At 54.5% G+C, this 16,455-nt stretch carries 14 protein-coding genes; 8 read left to right on the top strand and 6 right to left on the bottom strand.

Translation table 11 applies throughout. The features are described from left to right. Positions 1 to 11: 11 nt before the first annotated feature. The 5 genes from xdhB to ACO0K8_RS10420 all read left to right on the top strand — a co-directional run bounded on the left by xdhB (position 12) and on the right by ACO0K8_RS10420 (position 6,239). Entirely contained in the window at positions 12 to 2,372 is a 2,361-nt protein-coding gene (xdhB, locus tag ACO0K8_RS10440) for a xanthine dehydrogenase molybdopterin binding subunit (protein ID WP_422946583.1), read from the top strand. Positions 2,373 to 2,387: 15 nt separating this feature from the next. After that, complete coding sequence (gene xdhC, locus ACO0K8_RS10435) at positions 2,388 to 3,479, top strand: xanthine dehydrogenase accessory protein XdhC (RefSeq protein ID WP_422946582.1); 1,092 nt, start codon at positions 2,388 to 2,390, stop codon at positions 3,477 to 3,479. A 145-nt stretch (positions 3,480 to 3,624) separates the two neighbouring features. Beyond that, positions 3,625 to 4,968, top strand: a complete 1,344-nt coding sequence (gene guaD / locus ACO0K8_RS10430) for a guanine deaminase (protein WP_422946581.1) — start codon at positions 3,625 to 3,627, stop codon at positions 4,966 to 4,968. A 261-nt stretch (positions 4,969 to 5,229) separates the two neighbouring features. Beyond that, entirely contained in the window at positions 5,230 to 6,018 is a 789-nt protein-coding gene (locus tag ACO0K8_RS10425; RefSeq protein WP_422946580.1) for a class II aldolase/adducin family protein, read from the top strand. Between the two features lie 29 nt (positions 6,019 to 6,047). Then, positions 6,048 to 6,239, top strand: coding sequence for a 4-oxalocrotonate tautomerase (locus ACO0K8_RS10420; RefSeq protein ID WP_422946579.1), 192 nt, complete (start codon positions 6,048 to 6,050; stop codon positions 6,237 to 6,239). Positions 6,240 to 6,252: 13 nt separating this feature from the next. Here the strand turns inward: ACO0K8_RS10420 and ACO0K8_RS10415 are convergent, their stop codons facing one another. From ACO0K8_RS10415 to ACO0K8_RS10395, 5 genes are all read right to left on the bottom strand, one after another. Then, a complete protein-coding gene (locus ACO0K8_RS10415; RefSeq protein WP_422946578.1) occupies positions 6,253 to 7,092 on the bottom strand; it encodes a substrate-binding periplasmic protein in 840 nt (279 codons plus the stop codon). A gap of 67 nt (positions 7,093 to 7,159) precedes the next feature. Then, positions 7,160 to 8,209, bottom strand: a complete 1,050-nt coding sequence (locus ACO0K8_RS10410; RefSeq protein WP_422946577.1) for a BMP family ABC transporter substrate-binding protein — start codon at positions 8,207 to 8,209, stop codon at positions 7,160 to 7,162. A gap of 255 nt (positions 8,210 to 8,464) precedes the next feature. After that, positions 8,465 to 8,872 (bottom strand): tautomerase family protein, encoded by a 408-nt coding sequence (locus ACO0K8_RS10405; RefSeq protein ID WP_422946576.1) that lies wholly within the window; start codon positions 8,870 to 8,872, stop codon positions 8,465 to 8,467. Positions 8,873 to 8,953: 81 nt separating this feature from the next. Beyond that, entirely contained in the window at positions 8,954 to 10,180 is a 1,227-nt protein-coding gene (locus ACO0K8_RS10400) for a M20 family metallopeptidase (RefSeq protein WP_422946575.1), read from the bottom strand. 24 nt (positions 10,181 to 10,204) lie between these two features. After that, entirely contained in the window at positions 10,205 to 11,431 is a 1,227-nt protein-coding gene (locus ACO0K8_RS10395; RefSeq protein WP_422946574.1) for a urate hydroxylase PuuD, read from the bottom strand. Positions 11,432 to 11,729: 298 nt separating this feature from the next. Here ACO0K8_RS10395 and ACO0K8_RS10390 point away from each other — a divergent pair, with 298 nt between their 5' ends. Beyond that, complete coding sequence (locus ACO0K8_RS10390; RefSeq protein WP_422946573.1) at positions 11,730 to 12,668, top strand: LysR family transcriptional regulator; 939 nt, start codon at positions 11,730 to 11,732, stop codon at positions 12,666 to 12,668. 5 nt (positions 12,669 to 12,673) lie between these two features. On the opposite strand, the gene uraH is transcribed toward ACO0K8_RS10390, so the two are convergent. After that, on the bottom strand, positions 12,674 to 13,027 hold the full coding sequence (uraH, locus tag ACO0K8_RS10385; RefSeq protein ID WP_422946572.1) for a hydroxyisourate hydrolase: 354 nt from the start codon (positions 13,025 to 13,027) through the stop codon (positions 12,674 to 12,676). A 173-nt stretch (positions 13,028 to 13,200) separates the two neighbouring features. Here uraH and puuE point away from each other — a divergent pair, with 173 nt between their 5' ends. Together puuE and ACO0K8_RS10375 are read left to right on the top strand one after the other, a co-directional pair. Continuing rightward, entirely contained in the window at positions 13,201 to 14,163 is a 963-nt protein-coding gene (puuE, locus tag ACO0K8_RS10380; protein WP_422946571.1) for an allantoinase PuuE, read from the top strand. 153 nt (positions 14,164 to 14,316) lie between these two features. Further along, positions 14,317 to 16,077 carry an allantoate amidohydrolase gene (locus ACO0K8_RS10375; protein WP_422946570.1) on the top strand — a complete coding sequence of 587 codons (1,761 nt, stop codon included), beginning with the start codon at positions 14,317 to 14,319 and terminating at the stop codon, positions 16,075 to 16,077. Positions 16,078 to 16,455 lie beyond the last annotated feature (378 nt).

Raw genomic sequence — 16,455 nt, 5'->3', positions numbered from 1 at the left:
GAGACCAATCTATGAATAAACAAACTGAAACCTTTATGGCAGAACTGCCGGTTGCGCCTTCGAGCTGGACTGAAGTCGGACTAGCGCGGCCGCACGAATCAGCCGTATTGCACGTGCTGGGCGAAGCGACGTATACCGACGATATCCCAGAAGTACAGGGCACGCTGCACGCCGCGTTGGGCTTATCGTCCAAGGCGCACGCACATATCCTGGCCATGAATCTGGATGCGGTCAAAAGTTCGCGCGGCGTGGTCGCCGTGTATACCGCCAAAGACATCCCCGGTACCAATGATTGCGGCCCCATTGTTCACGACGACCCGATTTTGTCGGAAGGTCTGGTCGAATATGTCGGCCAGCCGATTTTTGTGGTGGTGGCCGACAGCCACGACAACGCGCGTCGCGCCGCCCGTAAGGCCGATATCAGTTACCAAGAACTGCCGGCGATTTTGACGCCGCAAGAAGCTAAGAAAGCCCAGTCTTTCGTGATCCCGCCTATGCGCCTGCAACGCGGCGACGCGCAACAGGCTTTTGAAAAATCAGCGCACCGCGTCAAGGGTGAACTGTATGTAGGCGGACAAGAGCAGTTCTATCTGGAAGGCCAGATTTCTTACGCCATCCCGAAAGAAGACAATGGCATGCTGGTGTATTGCTCGACCCAGCATCCGACCGAAATGCAACACGTTGTCGCGCATGCATTAAATGTCCATTCGCATAATATCGTAGTCGAATGTCGGCGCATGGGCGGCGGTTTCGGCGGCAAGGAATCGCAATCGGCGTTATGGGCGGCACTGGCGGCAATTTCCGCTTCGCACCTCAAGCGTCCGGTGAAACTGCGCGCCGACCGTGACGATGACATGCTGGTCACCGGCAAGCGCCATTGTTTCCATTACGAATATGAATGCGGTTATGACGATACCGGCCTCATCGTCGCCGCCAAGGTTGAGATGGTCACGCGCGCCGGTTTTTCGGCAGACCTATCGGCACCAGTGGCGACCCGTGCGGTCTGTCATTTCGACAATACCTATTATCTGGCCGATGTCGACATCATCGCCATGTGCGGCAAGACCAATACCCAGTCGAATACGGCTTTCCGCGGTTTCGGCGGGCCGCAAGGCGCGATCGCGATTGAATACATCATCGACGAGATCGCGCGAAATCTGGGGCAAGATGCACTGGATATCCGCAAGATCAATTTCTACGGACGCAACGAGGCCGAAGGTCGCAACGTCACCCAATATGGCCAGAAAGTCGTGGATAACGTGATCCATGAACTGGTGGCGGAGTTAGAAGCCAGCAGTGAATATCGTGCAAGGCGCGCTGCAGCTATAGCGTTTAACGCGAGCAGTCCGGTCCTGAAAAAAGGCCTGGCGCTGACCCCGCTTAAATTCGGTATTGCGTTTAATGTCACCCATTTCAATCAGGCCGGCGCGCTGGTGCATGTTTACACCGACGGTTCGGTACTGGTGAATCATGGCGGCACCGAAATGGGCCAGGGTATCAATACCAAGGTGTGTCAGGTGGTTGCGCATGAACTTGGCATCCCTTTAAAAATGGTGCGCGCCACCGCGACCGATACCAGCAAGGTTGCCAACACCTCGGCCACCGCCGCTTCTACCGGTGCCGACTTAAATGGCAAGGCCGCACAGGATGCCGCACATACAATACGCCAACGCCTGGCCGAGTTTGCCGTCAAGACTTACGGCGGCGATGTCGCATCAGTCATCTTTGCCGATGGCCTGATTCATGTGAATAACCATGCGATTGCCTTCGAAAAAATGGTGAACAAAGCCTACCTGTCGCGTGTACAGCTGTGGTCGGATGGCTTCTACGCTACGCCCGGCCTGCACTGGGACCCGAAGACCATGAGCGGCAATCCTTTCTCGTATTTTGCCTACGGCGCCTCGGTCTCGGAAGTGATCGTCGATACCCTGACCGGCGAGTGGAAACTGCTGCGCGCCGATGCCCTGTACGATGCCGGCCAGTCACTGAATCCGGCCATCGATATCGGCCAGGTCGAAGGCGCTTTCATACAAGGCATGGGCTGGCTGACCACCGAAGAACTGTGGTGGAATCCGGGCGGCAAGCTGATGACGCACGCGCCCTCCACCTACAAGATCCCGGCGATCTCAGATTGCCCGGAAGACTTTCGCGTTAAGTTATTTACCAACCGCAATGTGCAGGACAGCATCCATCGCTCGAAAGCGGTCGGTGAGCCACCTTTGCTGTTGCCGTTCTCGGTGTTTTTTGCGATCCGCGATGCCGTGGCCAGTGTAGCCAGCTACCAGTTTAATCCGCCGCTAAATGCGCCTGCCACCAGCGAAACGATTTTGCGTGCTGTGGATGCGGTCAGCGCTATGGCTAACGCCGCTTGATAGAGTGAGGACGCGATGAATCACTGGCTCACTGCACTGGCGGCACAAACCGGCCCCAAGATACTGGTGACGGTAGCGCAGGTGCTTGGCTCCGGCCCGCGTGAGCCGGGTGCAAAAATGCTGGTGACGGCTAGTCAGAGTTTCGACACGATAGGCGGCGGCCATCTGGAAATGCGCGCCATCGAAATCGCGCGTCAGATGCTGGTGCTGCCGGCCGGCGCACTGGCGGCTGAGCGCAGGCTGGAGCGTTTTCCGCTCGGGCCTAGCCTGGGCCAATGCTGCGGCGGCGTTGTGCATCTGGCGTTTGAACGGATAGAACAGGATGCGCTGGCATATTTGAGCTGCTTGCATCAGCGCTGGCGGCTAGGGCAAGACAGCCGGCGCTTTGTCTGTCTCGATCAGGTTAGCGCGGCGACGCTATGCGATACTGCCAGCACGCGTTTACTCGGGCCGGATTTGCCGGCACAGCTAACATCGCTAGTGAAGCACAGGCCCGCTTGTCAGGTGATACAAGATCATGCCGGGCAGCGCTGGCTGGTGGACGACTGTCTGGCCTATAAACCGCATCTGATGCTGTTTGGTGCTGGCCATGTCGGTGCCGCCATCGTGCGGGCGCTGGCTGAGTTGCCGTGCCAAGTTACCTGGATCGATGAAAGAGAAGACATGTTCCCGGCGCTATTGCCGGCCAATGTTAGGATAGAAGCGACCGACACGCCGGAAGCGCTGATCGCCACTGCGCCCGCCGGAGTATCGTTTCTGGTGTTGACGCATAGCCATGCACTCGATCAAACACTGTCGGAACATATTTTGCGCCGCAGCGATTTTAGCTGGTTCGGCCTGATAGGCTCGCAAACCAAGCGCGTGCAGTTTGAACGGCGCTTGCGCGAACGCGGCATCCCGGCCCCGCGTCTGGACGATATGGTTTGCCCGATAGGCCTGCCCGGCATCCGCGGCAAGCAACCGGCGGTTATCGCGGTCGCAGTCGCCGCACAGTTGCTGCAAGTGTGGGAAGCGATAGAGCAGGAAAGACAGCAAGAACTTGGTGACGCGCTAGCGCAGATGAGTCGAGCAGTCAGCCGGCAGGATGTCCTAGACGAATGCCACTAGCTGGCTACGGCGCGCAATGCAGATGCGCCGTAGCACCTGGATTGCATATCGTAGAGCGGGTGCAAGCCGCGCTGCTTTGCCCTACATCAGCGCGGGTTTCACCCGCCCTAGCCATCAATATTATTTGTATTTAAGGAAGCGCCACATGGCCCTCACCAATTCCAACAACAGTGGAGTCTACCGCGCCAGTCTGCTGCACTTCACGAATGATCCGGCGTTTCACCAAAACGCGCATGCCTGGCATGAAGACGGCTTGCTGATCATCCAGGACGGCAAGGTCGTGGCCGCTGGCGATTATGCCCAATTGAAAAACAGCTTGCCAGAAGGTCTGGATGTGCACGATTATCGCGGCAAAATCATCATGCCCGGCTTCATCGATACCCACATTCATTATCCGCAAACCGACATGATCGCCTCGCCGGCACCTGGCCTGTTGCCGTGGCTGGAGACTTACACTTTCCCTACCGAGCGCAAATTTTCCGACTCTGCGCATGCGCAAGAAGTGGCCAGTTTTTTTCTGGATGAATTGCTGCGCTGTGGCACCACTACCGCTATGGTGTATTGCACCGTGCATCCGGAATCGGTCGAAGCTTTCTTCACTGAAAGCGAGGCGCGCAATCTGCGCATGGTGGCCGGTAAAGTCTTGATGGATAGAAATTGCCCCGAATTTTTACGCGACACGGCCGAGAGCGGTATCCTGGAAAGCGAACAGCTGATCAAAAAGTGGCATCAGCGCGGCCGCCAGCTGTATGCGATTACGCCGCGTTTTGCCCCAACCTCGAGCGAGGCGCAAATACAACTCGCCGGTGAATTGGCGCGCGCCTATCCCGACACTTACCTGCAAACGCACGTGGCCGAAAATACCGATGAAGTGGCCTGGGTCAAATCGCTGTTCCCAAAGGCGCGCAGCTATATGGATGTGTACGATCACTACGGCATGTTGCGGCCGCGTGCCATGTACGCCCACTGCATCTGGCTCGACGATGCCGACCGCAGGCGCATGGCAGAGACCCAATCGGCGGTATCGTTTTGCCCGACCTCGAACCTGTTCTTGGGCAGCGGCTTGTTTGATTTTGAGCGTGCCGATGCCTTGCAAGTACCACTATCGCTGGCTACCGATGTCGGCGGTGGTACCTCGTTCTCGATGCTGCAAACCATGAATGAAGCGTATAAGGTGGCACGTCTTGGCGGCAGTTTTTTACCCGCCTTGCGTATGTTTTACATGGCGACTTTAGGCGGCGCACGCAGCATGCAGCTGGAAGGCACGATAGGTAATTTTGTCGCCGGCGCTGAAGCCGATTTCATCGTGCTCGATCTGCAGGCCACGCCCTTGCTGGCACGACGCACGGCACGCACCGAGAGCCTGGAAGAATTGCTGTTTGCCCTGGCCTTGCTGGGTGACGACCGCAGCGTGGCGGCCACCTACGCGGCCGGTAAGCTAGTCCATCAGCGCCATGCACCTGACGCTAGTCATAGACCGGTATTTTAAGAATTTTAAAAATATTTGCGCAATATCCATGCGGGTTTCCAGCCAATAAGGTCTGGAGATGCGCATGGATATTGCGCCTAGCATCTTTTGGAACTTCTAAAAACCCCATACTCGGGCGCATCGCGGCGTTGCAAATCCTCGCAATACCGACGTATTGCTCCGGTTTGCGCCTTGCGCTGCATCCCGATTAAAGGTTTTTTAGAAGTTCCCTTTTGAATTCTTAAACACCCTGATACATTTCTTCACGCAAGGATTTTTACCATGACTATGCCAAAGAATATCTTCACGCATGGCGGTGCCACAATCGCCGCGTCCGGCAGCATGAGCGACGCCGAATGGCAGGTGCGGGTGGACCTGGCTGCCTGTTATCGTTTGTGCGCCCTGAAGGGCTGGGACGACTTGATCTATACCCATATTTCGGCCGCAGTCCCGGGCCAGCCCGGGCATTTCCTCATAAATCCCTTCGGCTATCGCTTCGATGAGATTTGCGCCTCGAATCTGGTGAAGGTCGATCTGGCTGGCAACATCATCGGTCACCGACAATATAGGATCAACCTCACCGGCTTTGCAATTCATGCGGCAGTGCATGGCGCAAGACCAGATGCGGTCTGCGTCATGCACCTGCACAATACCAACGGGGTGGCGGTTGGCATCCAGCAGCAAGGTCTGCTGCCCATTTCACAGCACGCCTTACGTTTTTTTGAGCAGCTGGCGTATCACGATTACGCCGGCGTGGCCTTAGCGCCAGAAGAGCAGTCACACCTGCTTGCCGCGCTGGGTACACAGCCTGCCATGCTGCTGCGCAATCACGGCACGCTGGTGTGCGGACGCAGCGTTGCCGAAGCCTATGTGCTGATGGATACGCTGGATAAAGCCTGCGAGATACAGCTAAAAGCCCAGGCGGGCGGTGGCCCGCTGACTGTTCCCACGCCAGAAATTTGCCGCCAGACCTATCTGCAACTGATCGGTAACGCTGCCCCTGAGGGTGAGCTGGAATGGCCGGCGCTGCTACGCCAGCTAGATCACATCAACGCGACCTATACCAACTAATTCTGTAGCTAATTTAATCGGAACGAACTATGCCTACCATTAACGTGCAATTGTTTGAAGGGCGCAGCGCAGAACAAAAGCGCGCCTTTGTCAAAGCGCTCACCGAAGTCACCTGCCAGACGCTAGACGCGACGCCGGAATCGGTCGATATCATCATTCACGAATTGAAACGCGAAAATTGGGCGACTGGCGGTAAGCTCTGGAGTGAGCCGGAAACTTAGCATTGTTCCGCCTTTAATCTTGCTCATAGTGCGCAAGAATTTTCTTGACGGTGCCATCGTCCAGCAAGGATTTCACCGCCCGCTCCACTTCATTAAACGGTATCGTGCTTTTCAATGAGAAACCGCAAGCGCCGACAAATGTCGACAGACTCAGGCTTGCCGCCTGATTGAGTTCGGGATGGAGTCGTGCCGCATAGTTCAAGCTTAAACGGTCGATCATCGCATACTGAAATCTGCCAGCAATGAATTTTCGGATATTCGCCCCCATGCTAGGGGCATCGTCACGCGTATAGTTTCCGGCCACGCCGGTGTCGAGTTCCGGATAACGAAAGCTCAATACGGTGCCTATGGTAGCGCCGGCGGCGTCGCTAATTTTGAATGGGGCGACACTTTTTCCGTGCCTCAGCAAGAGCTCGGAATTGGGAATGATGCCTGCTGTCCAGTGCAAGGGCAGGCCCAGCCATTCCGGGCGTGAATAGCAGATTCCGTCTACCTGACCGCTTTTTAATGCCGTCACCAAACGGTTGCGCGACAACGGCAGGAAAACCGCCTTGCGCTGCAGGCGCAGGGCAATTGCTTCACCCAGATCTTTGACGATACCGGCAGTCAGTTTCTCGCCTGAAAATATGGCAATCGGGGGATTTTGTGCCGTCAGTGCGGCGAAGACCAAGGTCTCATTGTCGGCCAGGAGTGGCTTGCTGAAACTGAGCAAGGATAATAGCGAGAGGCATATCCAGTTCGCCGGCCTTACCGCTAATGCTTGTGGGTAGAGTATCATTTTTATCCATTTCCGCATCAGGGTGTCGCCAACCTTGCCAGCCAGGGCCGGTGACGGGGATTTTTTGCTGATCAAACCTCAGACTAGTATGCCGGATTTTAAATCAAATTTCCCACGTGCTTTTTTTTCCCCAGAGCTCGCCTCATTCTATTTTCAACTTGCCACGGATAATGGCGTTGCTGGCCTCGCGTAATTTTTGCAAGACCGGGCGCTGGCGCAGGATCTCGCATTCAGAAAAGGCAGCATCGGTGCCTATGCCGGTCAGCGATACGGCGCCTTCTTTCAACCCGTAATCTATCTTGGTCGCAGCGGAACCTTTGAGTATCGCACCGACGGCCAGAAAGATCGCGGTATCGCCATGGATTTGGATATTGTCGAGTATCCGCCCCGGTGCCAGTGGGCATTGATTGACATAGTTGCCGATCGCGCGCGCCTTGGTCTGGCCAGACAAGGCCTTGAAGACGCCGTTATTGCTGCCGCCGGCGGCCGTATAGATAACATCGACACCGTCGGCCAGCATGTTTTTTGCCAAAGTCTCGGCGCGAGCCGCATCGTTAAACGGCTGGCTGCCTTCTATCCAGACGATATTGTGTAATGTGATGGCCGGATTGACGGCACGCGCACCGGCATAAAATGCCTCGCTGCTCTTTTGTTTTAAAGGCGTTTTCACGGCGCCTATGATGCCTATGTGGGCATTGGCCGAGATCATGGCCGCTTCCATGCCGGCCAGATAGTTGACTTCCGCATCCCGGAATGTGATGCAAGTCAGGTTGGCCGGAGGATTAGGGATGCATTGCTCCAGAATTATAAAATGTACCTGCGGTGCGGCGCGGGCGCTGGTCTCGAGCAGTTCTTTAAATTCATAGCCTATCATCACCACTATCTTGGCACCTTGCTTGACGGCGTTATCGAGCTGTTGCTGGCGGCCTGCGCGGTTAGCCTGGCTTTCCAGCGTGCTGGCTTGTAGTTGGTACATGATCGCCGCCTGCTTGATGCCATTACTGCCTTGCTGCAAATAGGGATCATCGTTTTGCGGCACCGGTCTGACGTAAATGATTTTGCCATTTTCGCTGGCTGCCGCGGGGGCGGCTGGCAGAAAACATAAGAAAAATTGCAGAACAATCTGCAAGCCAGCAACGCCACAGCAAAGGCGCGTTAAGCGCTGTGCAGCACCACTAAATAACATCATCATCATCGTCTCCTATTTTTATATATTTACGTGCGCGGCCAGTTCGCCCCATGTCTAGCGTTTATCTTGGCGCAAAGTAACAAGACCTGGACCTTGTGACGCGAATACAAGGTATAGCGCTGGGAAGATAGCTAAGCCGGTGTTCGTATGCTGCTGGCTATCCGTTTTGTACATCAAGACCCGGTGGTAGAAAGAAAAAATCCCCGCAAACTGAGCGGGGATTTTTTATTCAGATAAGGGCGTCAACCAGATCGCAAATCAGGTATCGGTGCCGCGTTGCTGAACTAGCGCCATGGCAAACTGGCCATTGCCAACCGACCAATCGGAGTAGTCATTTTCGTGGGTAAAAATGAATACATCTTTGGGTGACACTTCGGCCTGCATTTCCAGATTTTTTGCAATTTTTTGGTACAACATTTTTTTCATGGCATCGCTACGGCCACGACGCATGGTGATTTCTACCACGACCAAATTTTCGGAGCGTGCGACACCGTTAAATGAACGATTATAAAAAAAATTATCCGGCTCGTACTCTGAGATTAAATTGAAAAATTCATCCTCGGGCATATTGATGCTCTCCACCAGGGCTTGATGGATACCGTCTGCGATGCGCTTTTTCTGTAAAGGGCTGATGCCCTTTTTTACTGCGGTGCGTATGAATGGCATAGTGTTTTCTCCATGTTTAGGCCGCTATTGCAAAAGGCCCGAGTATACAAATTTATACACCCGGATCATGCCAATTGCTAGTTAGGCCACCAGTAAATCCTGCAAACTACGGGCGATCACCTTGGTGGCGCGGCGCAGATCTTCTAGATTCAAACGTTCGTCAGCGCGCTTGGCATGCGATTCCAGTACCGTGCGCGGGCCAGCGCCGTAAATCACGCCGGGAATGCCAGCTTCGCAAAACAGCCGCACGTCGGTGTATAGCGGGGTACCGAGCGCCGGGATTTTTTCGCCGAATACTTGTTCACCGTGTTTCTGTATCGCTTTCACCAGTGGTGCGTTGCCGGGCAGCGGGCGCAAGGCATTCGCCAGCAAGATACGCTTGATCTCGACACTGATGCCAGGCATGCTGGCGGCCGCGTCGGCAATCACCTGGCGCAACGTGGCCTCGACGGCGGCCGGATTTTCTTCCGGGATCATGCGTCTATCCAGTTTGAAGGTGACGCGACCCGGGATCACGTTGGTATTGGTACCGCCTTCTATCGTCCCTATATTCAAATACGGGTGGTTAATGCCCTCGACTTCTGAGCTTATATTCTTGTACAGGATATTTTGCGCATACAGAGCATTCATAATCAGGGTCGCGCCTTGCAGTGCATCGACGCCTGATTCGGGGATTGCCGCATGCGCCATCTTGCCGTGTACTGTCACTTCCATTTGCAGACAGCCATTGTGTGCGGTGACGACCTGATAAGAAAATCCGGCCGCAATCATCAGGTCGGGCTTGATGATATTTTTTTTCAGCAGCCAGGCCGGGCCGACTTCGCCGCCAAATTCTTCATCGTACGTGAACAGCAATTCAACGCTGCCCGCTTGCGGTTTGGCGACCGCTTCCAGCGCCCGCAGCGCGAAGGTAAAGGTAGAAAAATCGCATTTACTGACGGCGGCAGCGCGGCCATAAATCTGGCCGTTTTCTATCTCGCCGCCATACGGTTGTTTAGTCCAGCCATCGCCCGGCGGCACCACGTCGCCGTGCGCATTCAGGAGTACCGTTTTGCCCGGGCCGTATTTGCGGCGCACCACCAGATTGGTGATGGTTTCCAGACCAGCGGCGCGCACTTCAACTTCCGGTACCGCGTATTTTTCGACTTCTAGCCCAAAGCCTTGCAACAGTTCTGCGGTGCGCTCAGCGTGCGGCGTATTATTGCCAGGTGGTGTGTCGGTAGGCACACGTATCAGTTCCTGCAAAAACCGCACTTGTTCGTCAAAGTGGGCGTCTATCCAGGCGTCGGTTTGTTCGTAATTATTCATATTGTTCTCAATAAAAGTGTTGAATTATTTCGCACCGGCTTCATACCAGGCGCCGATCAGGGCGCGCTCGTCGTCGGTGATCTGGGTCAGGTTGGCGATAGGCATGGCCTTCAGTACCACTGACTGCTGATACATTTTGGCGGCATTTTGGTGTATCAGTTCCGGCGTGTGCAACATGATGCCGGCCGGCGCTGCGGCAAATCCAGGCTGGCTAGGTTGTGCCGAGTGACAGCTGATACAGCGTTGATTGATCACCGCCTGTACTTTGGCAAAATCGGCTACCGTAGCGCCTTCAACTGCGAGCATTTTCACTGGTGGCTTAGGGGCAATCGCAATGGCGACTGTCAGCAACAGGACGACGCCGGCGGTCGGGTAGGCCCAGTTAGTGATGCCCTTGTGGCGCAAGTTGAAAAAATGCCGTATCAGTACGCCGGCGGCAATAATGCCGGCCAATACCAGCCAGTTGTAGGTATTGCTATACGTCATTGCATAATGGTTGCTGATCATGATGAACAGCACCGGCAAAGTGAAGTAATTATTGTGCACGCTACGCTGCTTGGCTTTTTGGCCGTGAATAGGATCAGGTGATTTACCTGCTTGCATCGCTTCCACCAGCTTGCGTTGGCCAGGGATGATCAGCATTAAGACATTGCCTACCATCATGGTGCCTATCATGGCACCGACGTGGATGTAGGCAGCGCGCCCGCTGAGCCATTTTGACAAGATAAATGCGACTGCCACGATGAAGCCGAACATGATGATACCCATCCAGCCTTCGCGTTTGCCTAGCGGTGAACGGCACAATAAATCGTAGAAGGTCCAGCCTGCAATCAGCGTGCCCAGGCCTATGCCTATCGCCTGCCAGCTAGTTAAATCCGCTACCGATTTATCGATCATCATGGCCGAAGCATTGAAGTAATAGACGATGAACAGCAGCGAGAAGCCGGAGATCCAGGTCCAGTAAGCTTCCCATTTAAACCAGTGCAGTTCTTCCGGCAATTCTTGCGGTGCTACCAGGTATTTTTGTGGATTGTAAAAGCCGCCACCATGCACGGCCCAGAGTTCGCCGGAGACACCTTTTTTTGCCAGTTCGGAACCGGGTTTCGGTGGCCGGATGTTGTTGTCTAACCACACAAAATAAAACGAGGCGCCGATCCAGGCGATGCCGGTGATCAGATGCAGCCATCGCACGATTAAGTTGAGCCATTCAGTGCCATAAGCAAGTAAAAATTCCGACAAAAAAGCTTCCATGTTTTTCTCTCATGTTTGAAGCTCGTCTGCCACCGCGGGCTCTCCAGACGAGAGGGATCTTGTCCCATAATAGTCGCGAACTTTTTTATGAAAGTAAAAAGCTCCGCTGCGACCGAAAAACTTCCTATACACAATAACCGCAGGTCTGCCTCTGTTGTCTTGGTATTAGTGAAATCCGCGGTGTTTTTGAGGCAGGCACGGATTTCTGCGAAGTCTAAACAAGATAAAGCTAATCCTAGCTTTTTTCATTGAAATTGGCGTATATTAAAAATACATTTTTCAATATATGGTTACGTCCATGGCTAATTTACCCAACCACCTAGACTTGCATTTGATACGCATACTTTACTTGTTATTGAGTGAAAGAAACGTCTCGCGCGTTGCGCTAAAGTTGAATCAGCCGCAGCCATCGATTTCGGCTTCGCTGCGCAAATTGCGCGACCTCACCGGCGATCAGTTGCTGGTGCGCGGCGGTCGTGGCATGGTACCGACGCCGCATGGCGAAAGCCTGATGAAGCCGGCCAAACGGATACTCGACGAAACAGAATTATTGTTCGAGCGTAAACTACCCTTTGCCTCGCAACAGGAGAGTCGCACCTTTCATATCGCCGCTCCGGATTCGCTCGACATCCAGTTTTTACCGAATGTGGTAGAGCGTTTTCGACGTGAATCGCCGAAAAGCCGCATCGTGATCCACGGTCTGGGGGCCGAGGTTGATTACATTCGTCAACTGTCCGACGGCGACCTTGATCTGGTGATCGCCAACTGGGATGAGCCACCACAGCATCTGCATTTATCCAAGTTGTTTGAGGACCCTATCATCTGCGCCATGCGCGCCGACAGCCCCTACGCCAAGCGCACCGCTTTTGATGCCATGACGCTGGAGGATTACTTGAGCCTGCCGCATGTGGCGCCATCGCAGATGCTGTCGGGCTATCATGGGGTGATAGACGCGCATCTGGAGCGTCAGCATTTGCGCCGCAATGTCGTGGTCGAGTCTGCCTATTTCGGCCTGATGCCTTACATGCTGACCAATACCGATCTGGTGCTGACCACAGGTAAACAATACATGCGCTATTATGAAAAAAGTCTGCAGCTCAAAACTTTTACGGTACCAATTAAATTCCCGCCCTTGCGTTTTTATCAGCTCTGGCACGAGCGCGTACACCACGCACCCGAGCACAAATGGTTGCGCGAGCAAATCATGGCTGCGGCCAAGGCCTTGATCGGAAAATAAACAAATTAACTGCCGCGATAAGTCGAATACGCCCAAGGTGAAACGACTAGCGGCACGTGGTAGTTTTGCGTTACGTCGGCAATTCCGAATGCCAGCGTGACGCGGTCAATAAATTTAGGGCTGGGCAAATCCAGGCCCTGCGCATCAAAATAATCTCCCGCCGCAAACACCAGTTCATACAGGCCTGCCTTCAGGTCGGCGCCTTCCAGCAGAGGCGCATTGCAGCGCCCATCGTGGTTGGTGTGCTCGGTTTTTAATAACCGCTTGCCACCGGCCTCGACTGCATACAACTCTACCTGGACACCGACTCCAGCTTGTCCTTTTGTGATATCCAATACGTGTGTGCTGAGCTTACCCATAGTGTTCTCCTATATCGCCATGTCGAAAATGTGTATCAATCAAATCATATACCGCCAACAAGCGATCCATATATTATCGAGCATATACAAACCATGTCGCCGGCAAGCGCCTGAACGCTGCGATCTTGGTCATCATAGCCAACATCGACTAACCCCTCAATTTCAGGCCTAGCGTGAACGATACTTACCAAAATTACCCGCGGGACTTGATAGGCTACGGCCGCACGCCACCGCATGCGCAATGGCCGAATGGCGCCAGAGTCGCGCTGCAATTTGTCCTCAATTACGAAGAAGGCAGCGAAAATTGCGTCTTGCACGGTGACAAGGCTTCCGAGACGTTTTTGTCCGAGATTATCGGTGCGCAAGCCTTCGAGATGCGTCACATGAGCATGGAATCGATTTACGAATATGGCTCACGCGCTGGCCTGTGGCGCCTGTTGCGCCTGTTTGAACAACGCAAACTGCCACTCACCGTGTTCGGCGTCGCTATGGGGCTGCGACGCAATCCGGAAGCGGTGGCCGCATTCCAGCAGCTTGGCCACGAAATCGCCTGCCACGCGCTGCGCTGGATCAGCTACCAGCATATGGACGAAGCGACAGAACGCGCCCACATGGTCGAAGCGGTGCAGATCATCAAAGACTTGACCGGTGCCGCCCCCGTCGGCTGGTACACCGGGCGCGATTCGCCGAATACCCGCAAGCTGGTGGTCGAGCATGGCGGCTTTCGCTATGACGCCGACTATTACGGTGACGATCTGCCATTCTGGCAAGAAGTGGCGATTAAGCGTGATGGCAAAGACAGCGTGGTGCCGCATCTGGTGGTGCCATATACCTTAGACACAAACGACATGCGTTTTGCCGCCATGCAGGGTTTTAACTCTGGCGAACAGTTTTTTAGCTACCTGAAAGACGCTTTCGATGTGCTGTACGCAGAGGGCGATCCGCAAGGCTTGAATCAGCCGAAGATGCTGTCGGTAGGCCTGCATTGTCGCCTGATAGGGCGACCCGGCCGCGTTGCCGCGCTGGCACGTTTTCTTGATTACGTGCAGTCGCATGACAAGGTCTGGATCACGCGCCGCATCGATATTGCCGAGCATTGGCACAACACACATCCCTACACGAAGGCACTGATATAAATATAATTCTCGGGCGCATAGCTGCGTCGGTTTTGCAAAATGCGATGCTCGCAATACCGACGTATTGCTCCGCTGTGCGCCTTGCTCTGCATCCCGATAATTAAATTTCTAACAGTACCCATTAAGTAAAATTGACGGCAAGTATACAAACCCATGACAACTACACTGGACTACCTGAACCAAGCAAGCGCAAGCGAATTCGTTGAAATTTTGCATGGCATTTACGAACACTCGCCGTGGATACCGCAACGCGCCGCAGCGCAGCGCCCGTTTGCCTCGCTGGCCGCGTTGAAGCTAGCCATGCAAACCGTCGTCAACAACGCTGGCGAAGAGCAACAACTTGCCCTGATCCTGGCTCATCCTGAATTAGCAGGCAAGGCCGCGATTGCCGGTGAATTGACCAAGGAATCGACCGGCGAACAAGCGCAGGCGGGCTTAACCCATTGCAGTGCCGAAGAATTTTCTCGCCTGCATCAACTGAATCGCGATTACAAAGAAAAATTCGGTTTCCCTTTCATCATCGCGGTGAAGGGGCCGGACGGCCTGGGTTTTACGCGCCAGACCATCATCAACACTTTCACGCGTCGCAGCAAAAACCAGCGCGCCGATGAGCTGGCCGAATGCCTGCGCCAGATCAGCCGGATTGCCGAGCTGCGTCTGAATGATTTGCTCGATTACAGACTGGAATTTGGTCGCAGCATCATGGCCTGGTCGGAAACCATCGCCGCCTGGAGCGACGAAGAAAATGCCCTGACCTGCGCCTACATGACAGATGCGCATCGCAAAACCGCTAATCAGCTGGCGCTCTGGATGAAACAGGCCGGCATGCAAGTAACGATCGATGCGGTCGGCAACGTTGTGGGCCGTTATCTGTCGGATAAGCCAGACGCTAAAACCTTGCTGACCGGCTCGCATTACGACACCGTCTGCAATGGCGGAAAATACGATGGACGCGAAGGGATCTTGCTACCGATTGCCGTCGTTAAATACTTGCATGAGCGCGGCGAGAAACTACCGTTTCATTTTGAAATCATCGCTTTCTCGGAAGAAGAAGGGGTGCGTTTCAAGAGCACCTTCCTCGGCAGCAATGCCATCATCGGCCAGTTTGACCTGGCCTTGCTAGAGAAAACCGATGCCGATGGCGTGACGATGCTCGATGCCTTAAGCGCGGCCGGCCACGATGTTGCCACTATCCCTGCCATCGCGCGCAATCCGGCCGATATTTTAGGTTTTGTCGAAGTCCATATCGAGCAGGGCCCAGTCTTGCTGGGGCGCGATCTGCCAGTCGGTATCGTCACCTCGATTGCCGGCAGTTGCCGTTATCTGGTCGAATTGACGGGCGTCGCCAGCCACGCCGGCACCACGCCTATGGATATGCGTAAAGATGCGGCCGCGGCGGCGGCCGAGATCATCCTGTATGTCGAGCAACGTTGCGCACAGGTGCCCTCGCTGGTCGGTACGGTCGGCCAGTTGCAAGTACCAAATGGTTCGGTGAATGTAATCCCGGGTAACTGTAAATTGTCGCTCGATATCCGCGCTGCCGACGACGCCACGCGCGACGCGGCGGTGGCCGATATCGTGCAGCAGATCAACGCGATTTGTCAGCGCCGTCAGATAGCAGTGAATCTGAATAAGACGATGTCGGCACCGGCCGCACCCTGCGCGCCATGGCTGATGCAGCAACTGGCCGCCGCCGCCGCCAGAGCCGGCGTGCCGGTATTTGAATTGCCCTCGGGCGCCGGCCACGATGCCATGGCCTTGGCCAAAATAACTGATGTCGCCATGCTATTTACGCGTTGCGGCAATGGTGGTATCAGCCATAATCCGCTGGAAACCATGACTGCCGACGACGCCGACATTTCGGCGCAGATCTTGCTGGATTTTTTGCGTCATTTTCAAGTTAAACCCAACTAAAAATCAGCGAACACTCGGCTCACAACGAGAGAAAAATAAAGGGAGGAAACACAAATAGCTTGTCCGTTGTGGCAAAAGACGTCTTGCCACAAGACTTTGGAATTCATGAACACTGCAGAGAAATCGCGGTTTTTATCATGAGGGAATTCTTGCGCCACTTTCAGTCATAAAAAGACTGAGCTTGAGCCTGCTACTGCCAGCGATGGCGGTGAGAGGCGACGCAAAAATATATCGTTAGCGATATTTTTTTACGACGCGGATCTATCCCGACAATACTGGTTTCAAACATAAGTCCTGCGGTATCTGCGCAGGACAAAGTGGAACTTTTTGTCGGATTGCAGTGCAGGCTCAGTATCGCTCAAGCGGTGACTGAATGTT

The sequence above is a fragment of the Undibacterium sp. Ren11W genome (assembly GCF_049340485.1).
In the GTDB taxonomy this organism is placed as follows: Bacteria; Pseudomonadota; Gammaproteobacteria; order Burkholderiales; family Burkholderiaceae_D; genus Undibacterium.
Note: the sequence above shows the minus strand (reverse complement) of the source record. Positions and strands in the feature narration are given on the sequence as shown.

What these genes read in the sequence shown, in the direction of transcription:
- ACO0K8_RS10375 (WP_422946570.1), top strand. Translation starts at nt 14,317, where the DNA reads ATGACAACTACACTGGACTACCTGAACCAAGCAAGCGCAAGCGAATTC.
- ACO0K8_RS10405 (WP_422946576.1), bottom strand. Translation starts at nt 8,872, where the DNA reads ATGCCATTCATACGCACCGCAGTAAAAAAGGGCATCAGCCCTTTACAG.
- uraH (WP_422946572.1), bottom strand. Translation starts at nt 13,027, where the DNA reads ATGGGTAAGCTCAGCACACACGTATTGGATATCACAAAAGGACAAGCT.
- ACO0K8_RS10395 (WP_422946574.1), bottom strand. Translation starts at nt 11,431, where the DNA reads ATGGAAGCTTTTTTGTCGGAATTTTTACTTGCTTATGGCACTGAATGG.
- ACO0K8_RS10400 (WP_422946575.1), bottom strand. Translation starts at nt 10,180, where the DNA reads ATGAATAATTACGAACAAACCGACGCCTGGATAGACGCCCACTTTGAC.
- ACO0K8_RS10425 (WP_422946580.1), top strand. Translation starts at nt 5,230, where the DNA reads ATGACTATGCCAAAGAATATCTTCACGCATGGCGGTGCCACAATCGCC.
- xdhB (WP_422946583.1), top strand. Translation starts at nt 12, where the DNA reads ATGAATAAACAAACTGAAACCTTTATGGCAGAACTGCCGGTTGCGCCT.
- ACO0K8_RS10390 (WP_422946573.1), top strand. Translation starts at nt 11,730, where the DNA reads ATGGCTAATTTACCCAACCACCTAGACTTGCATTTGATACGCATACTT.
- xdhC (WP_422946582.1), top strand. Translation starts at nt 2,388, where the DNA reads ATGAATCACTGGCTCACTGCACTGGCGGCACAAACCGGCCCCAAGATA.
- ACO0K8_RS10410 (WP_422946577.1), bottom strand. Translation starts at nt 8,209, where the DNA reads ATGATGATGTTATTTAGTGGTGCTGCACAGCGCTTAACGCGCCTTTGC.
- ACO0K8_RS10420 (WP_422946579.1), top strand. Translation starts at nt 6,048, where the DNA reads ATGCCTACCATTAACGTGCAATTGTTTGAAGGGCGCAGCGCAGAACAA.
- guaD (WP_422946581.1), top strand. Translation starts at nt 3,625, where the DNA reads ATGGCCCTCACCAATTCCAACAACAGTGGAGTCTACCGCGCCAGTCTG.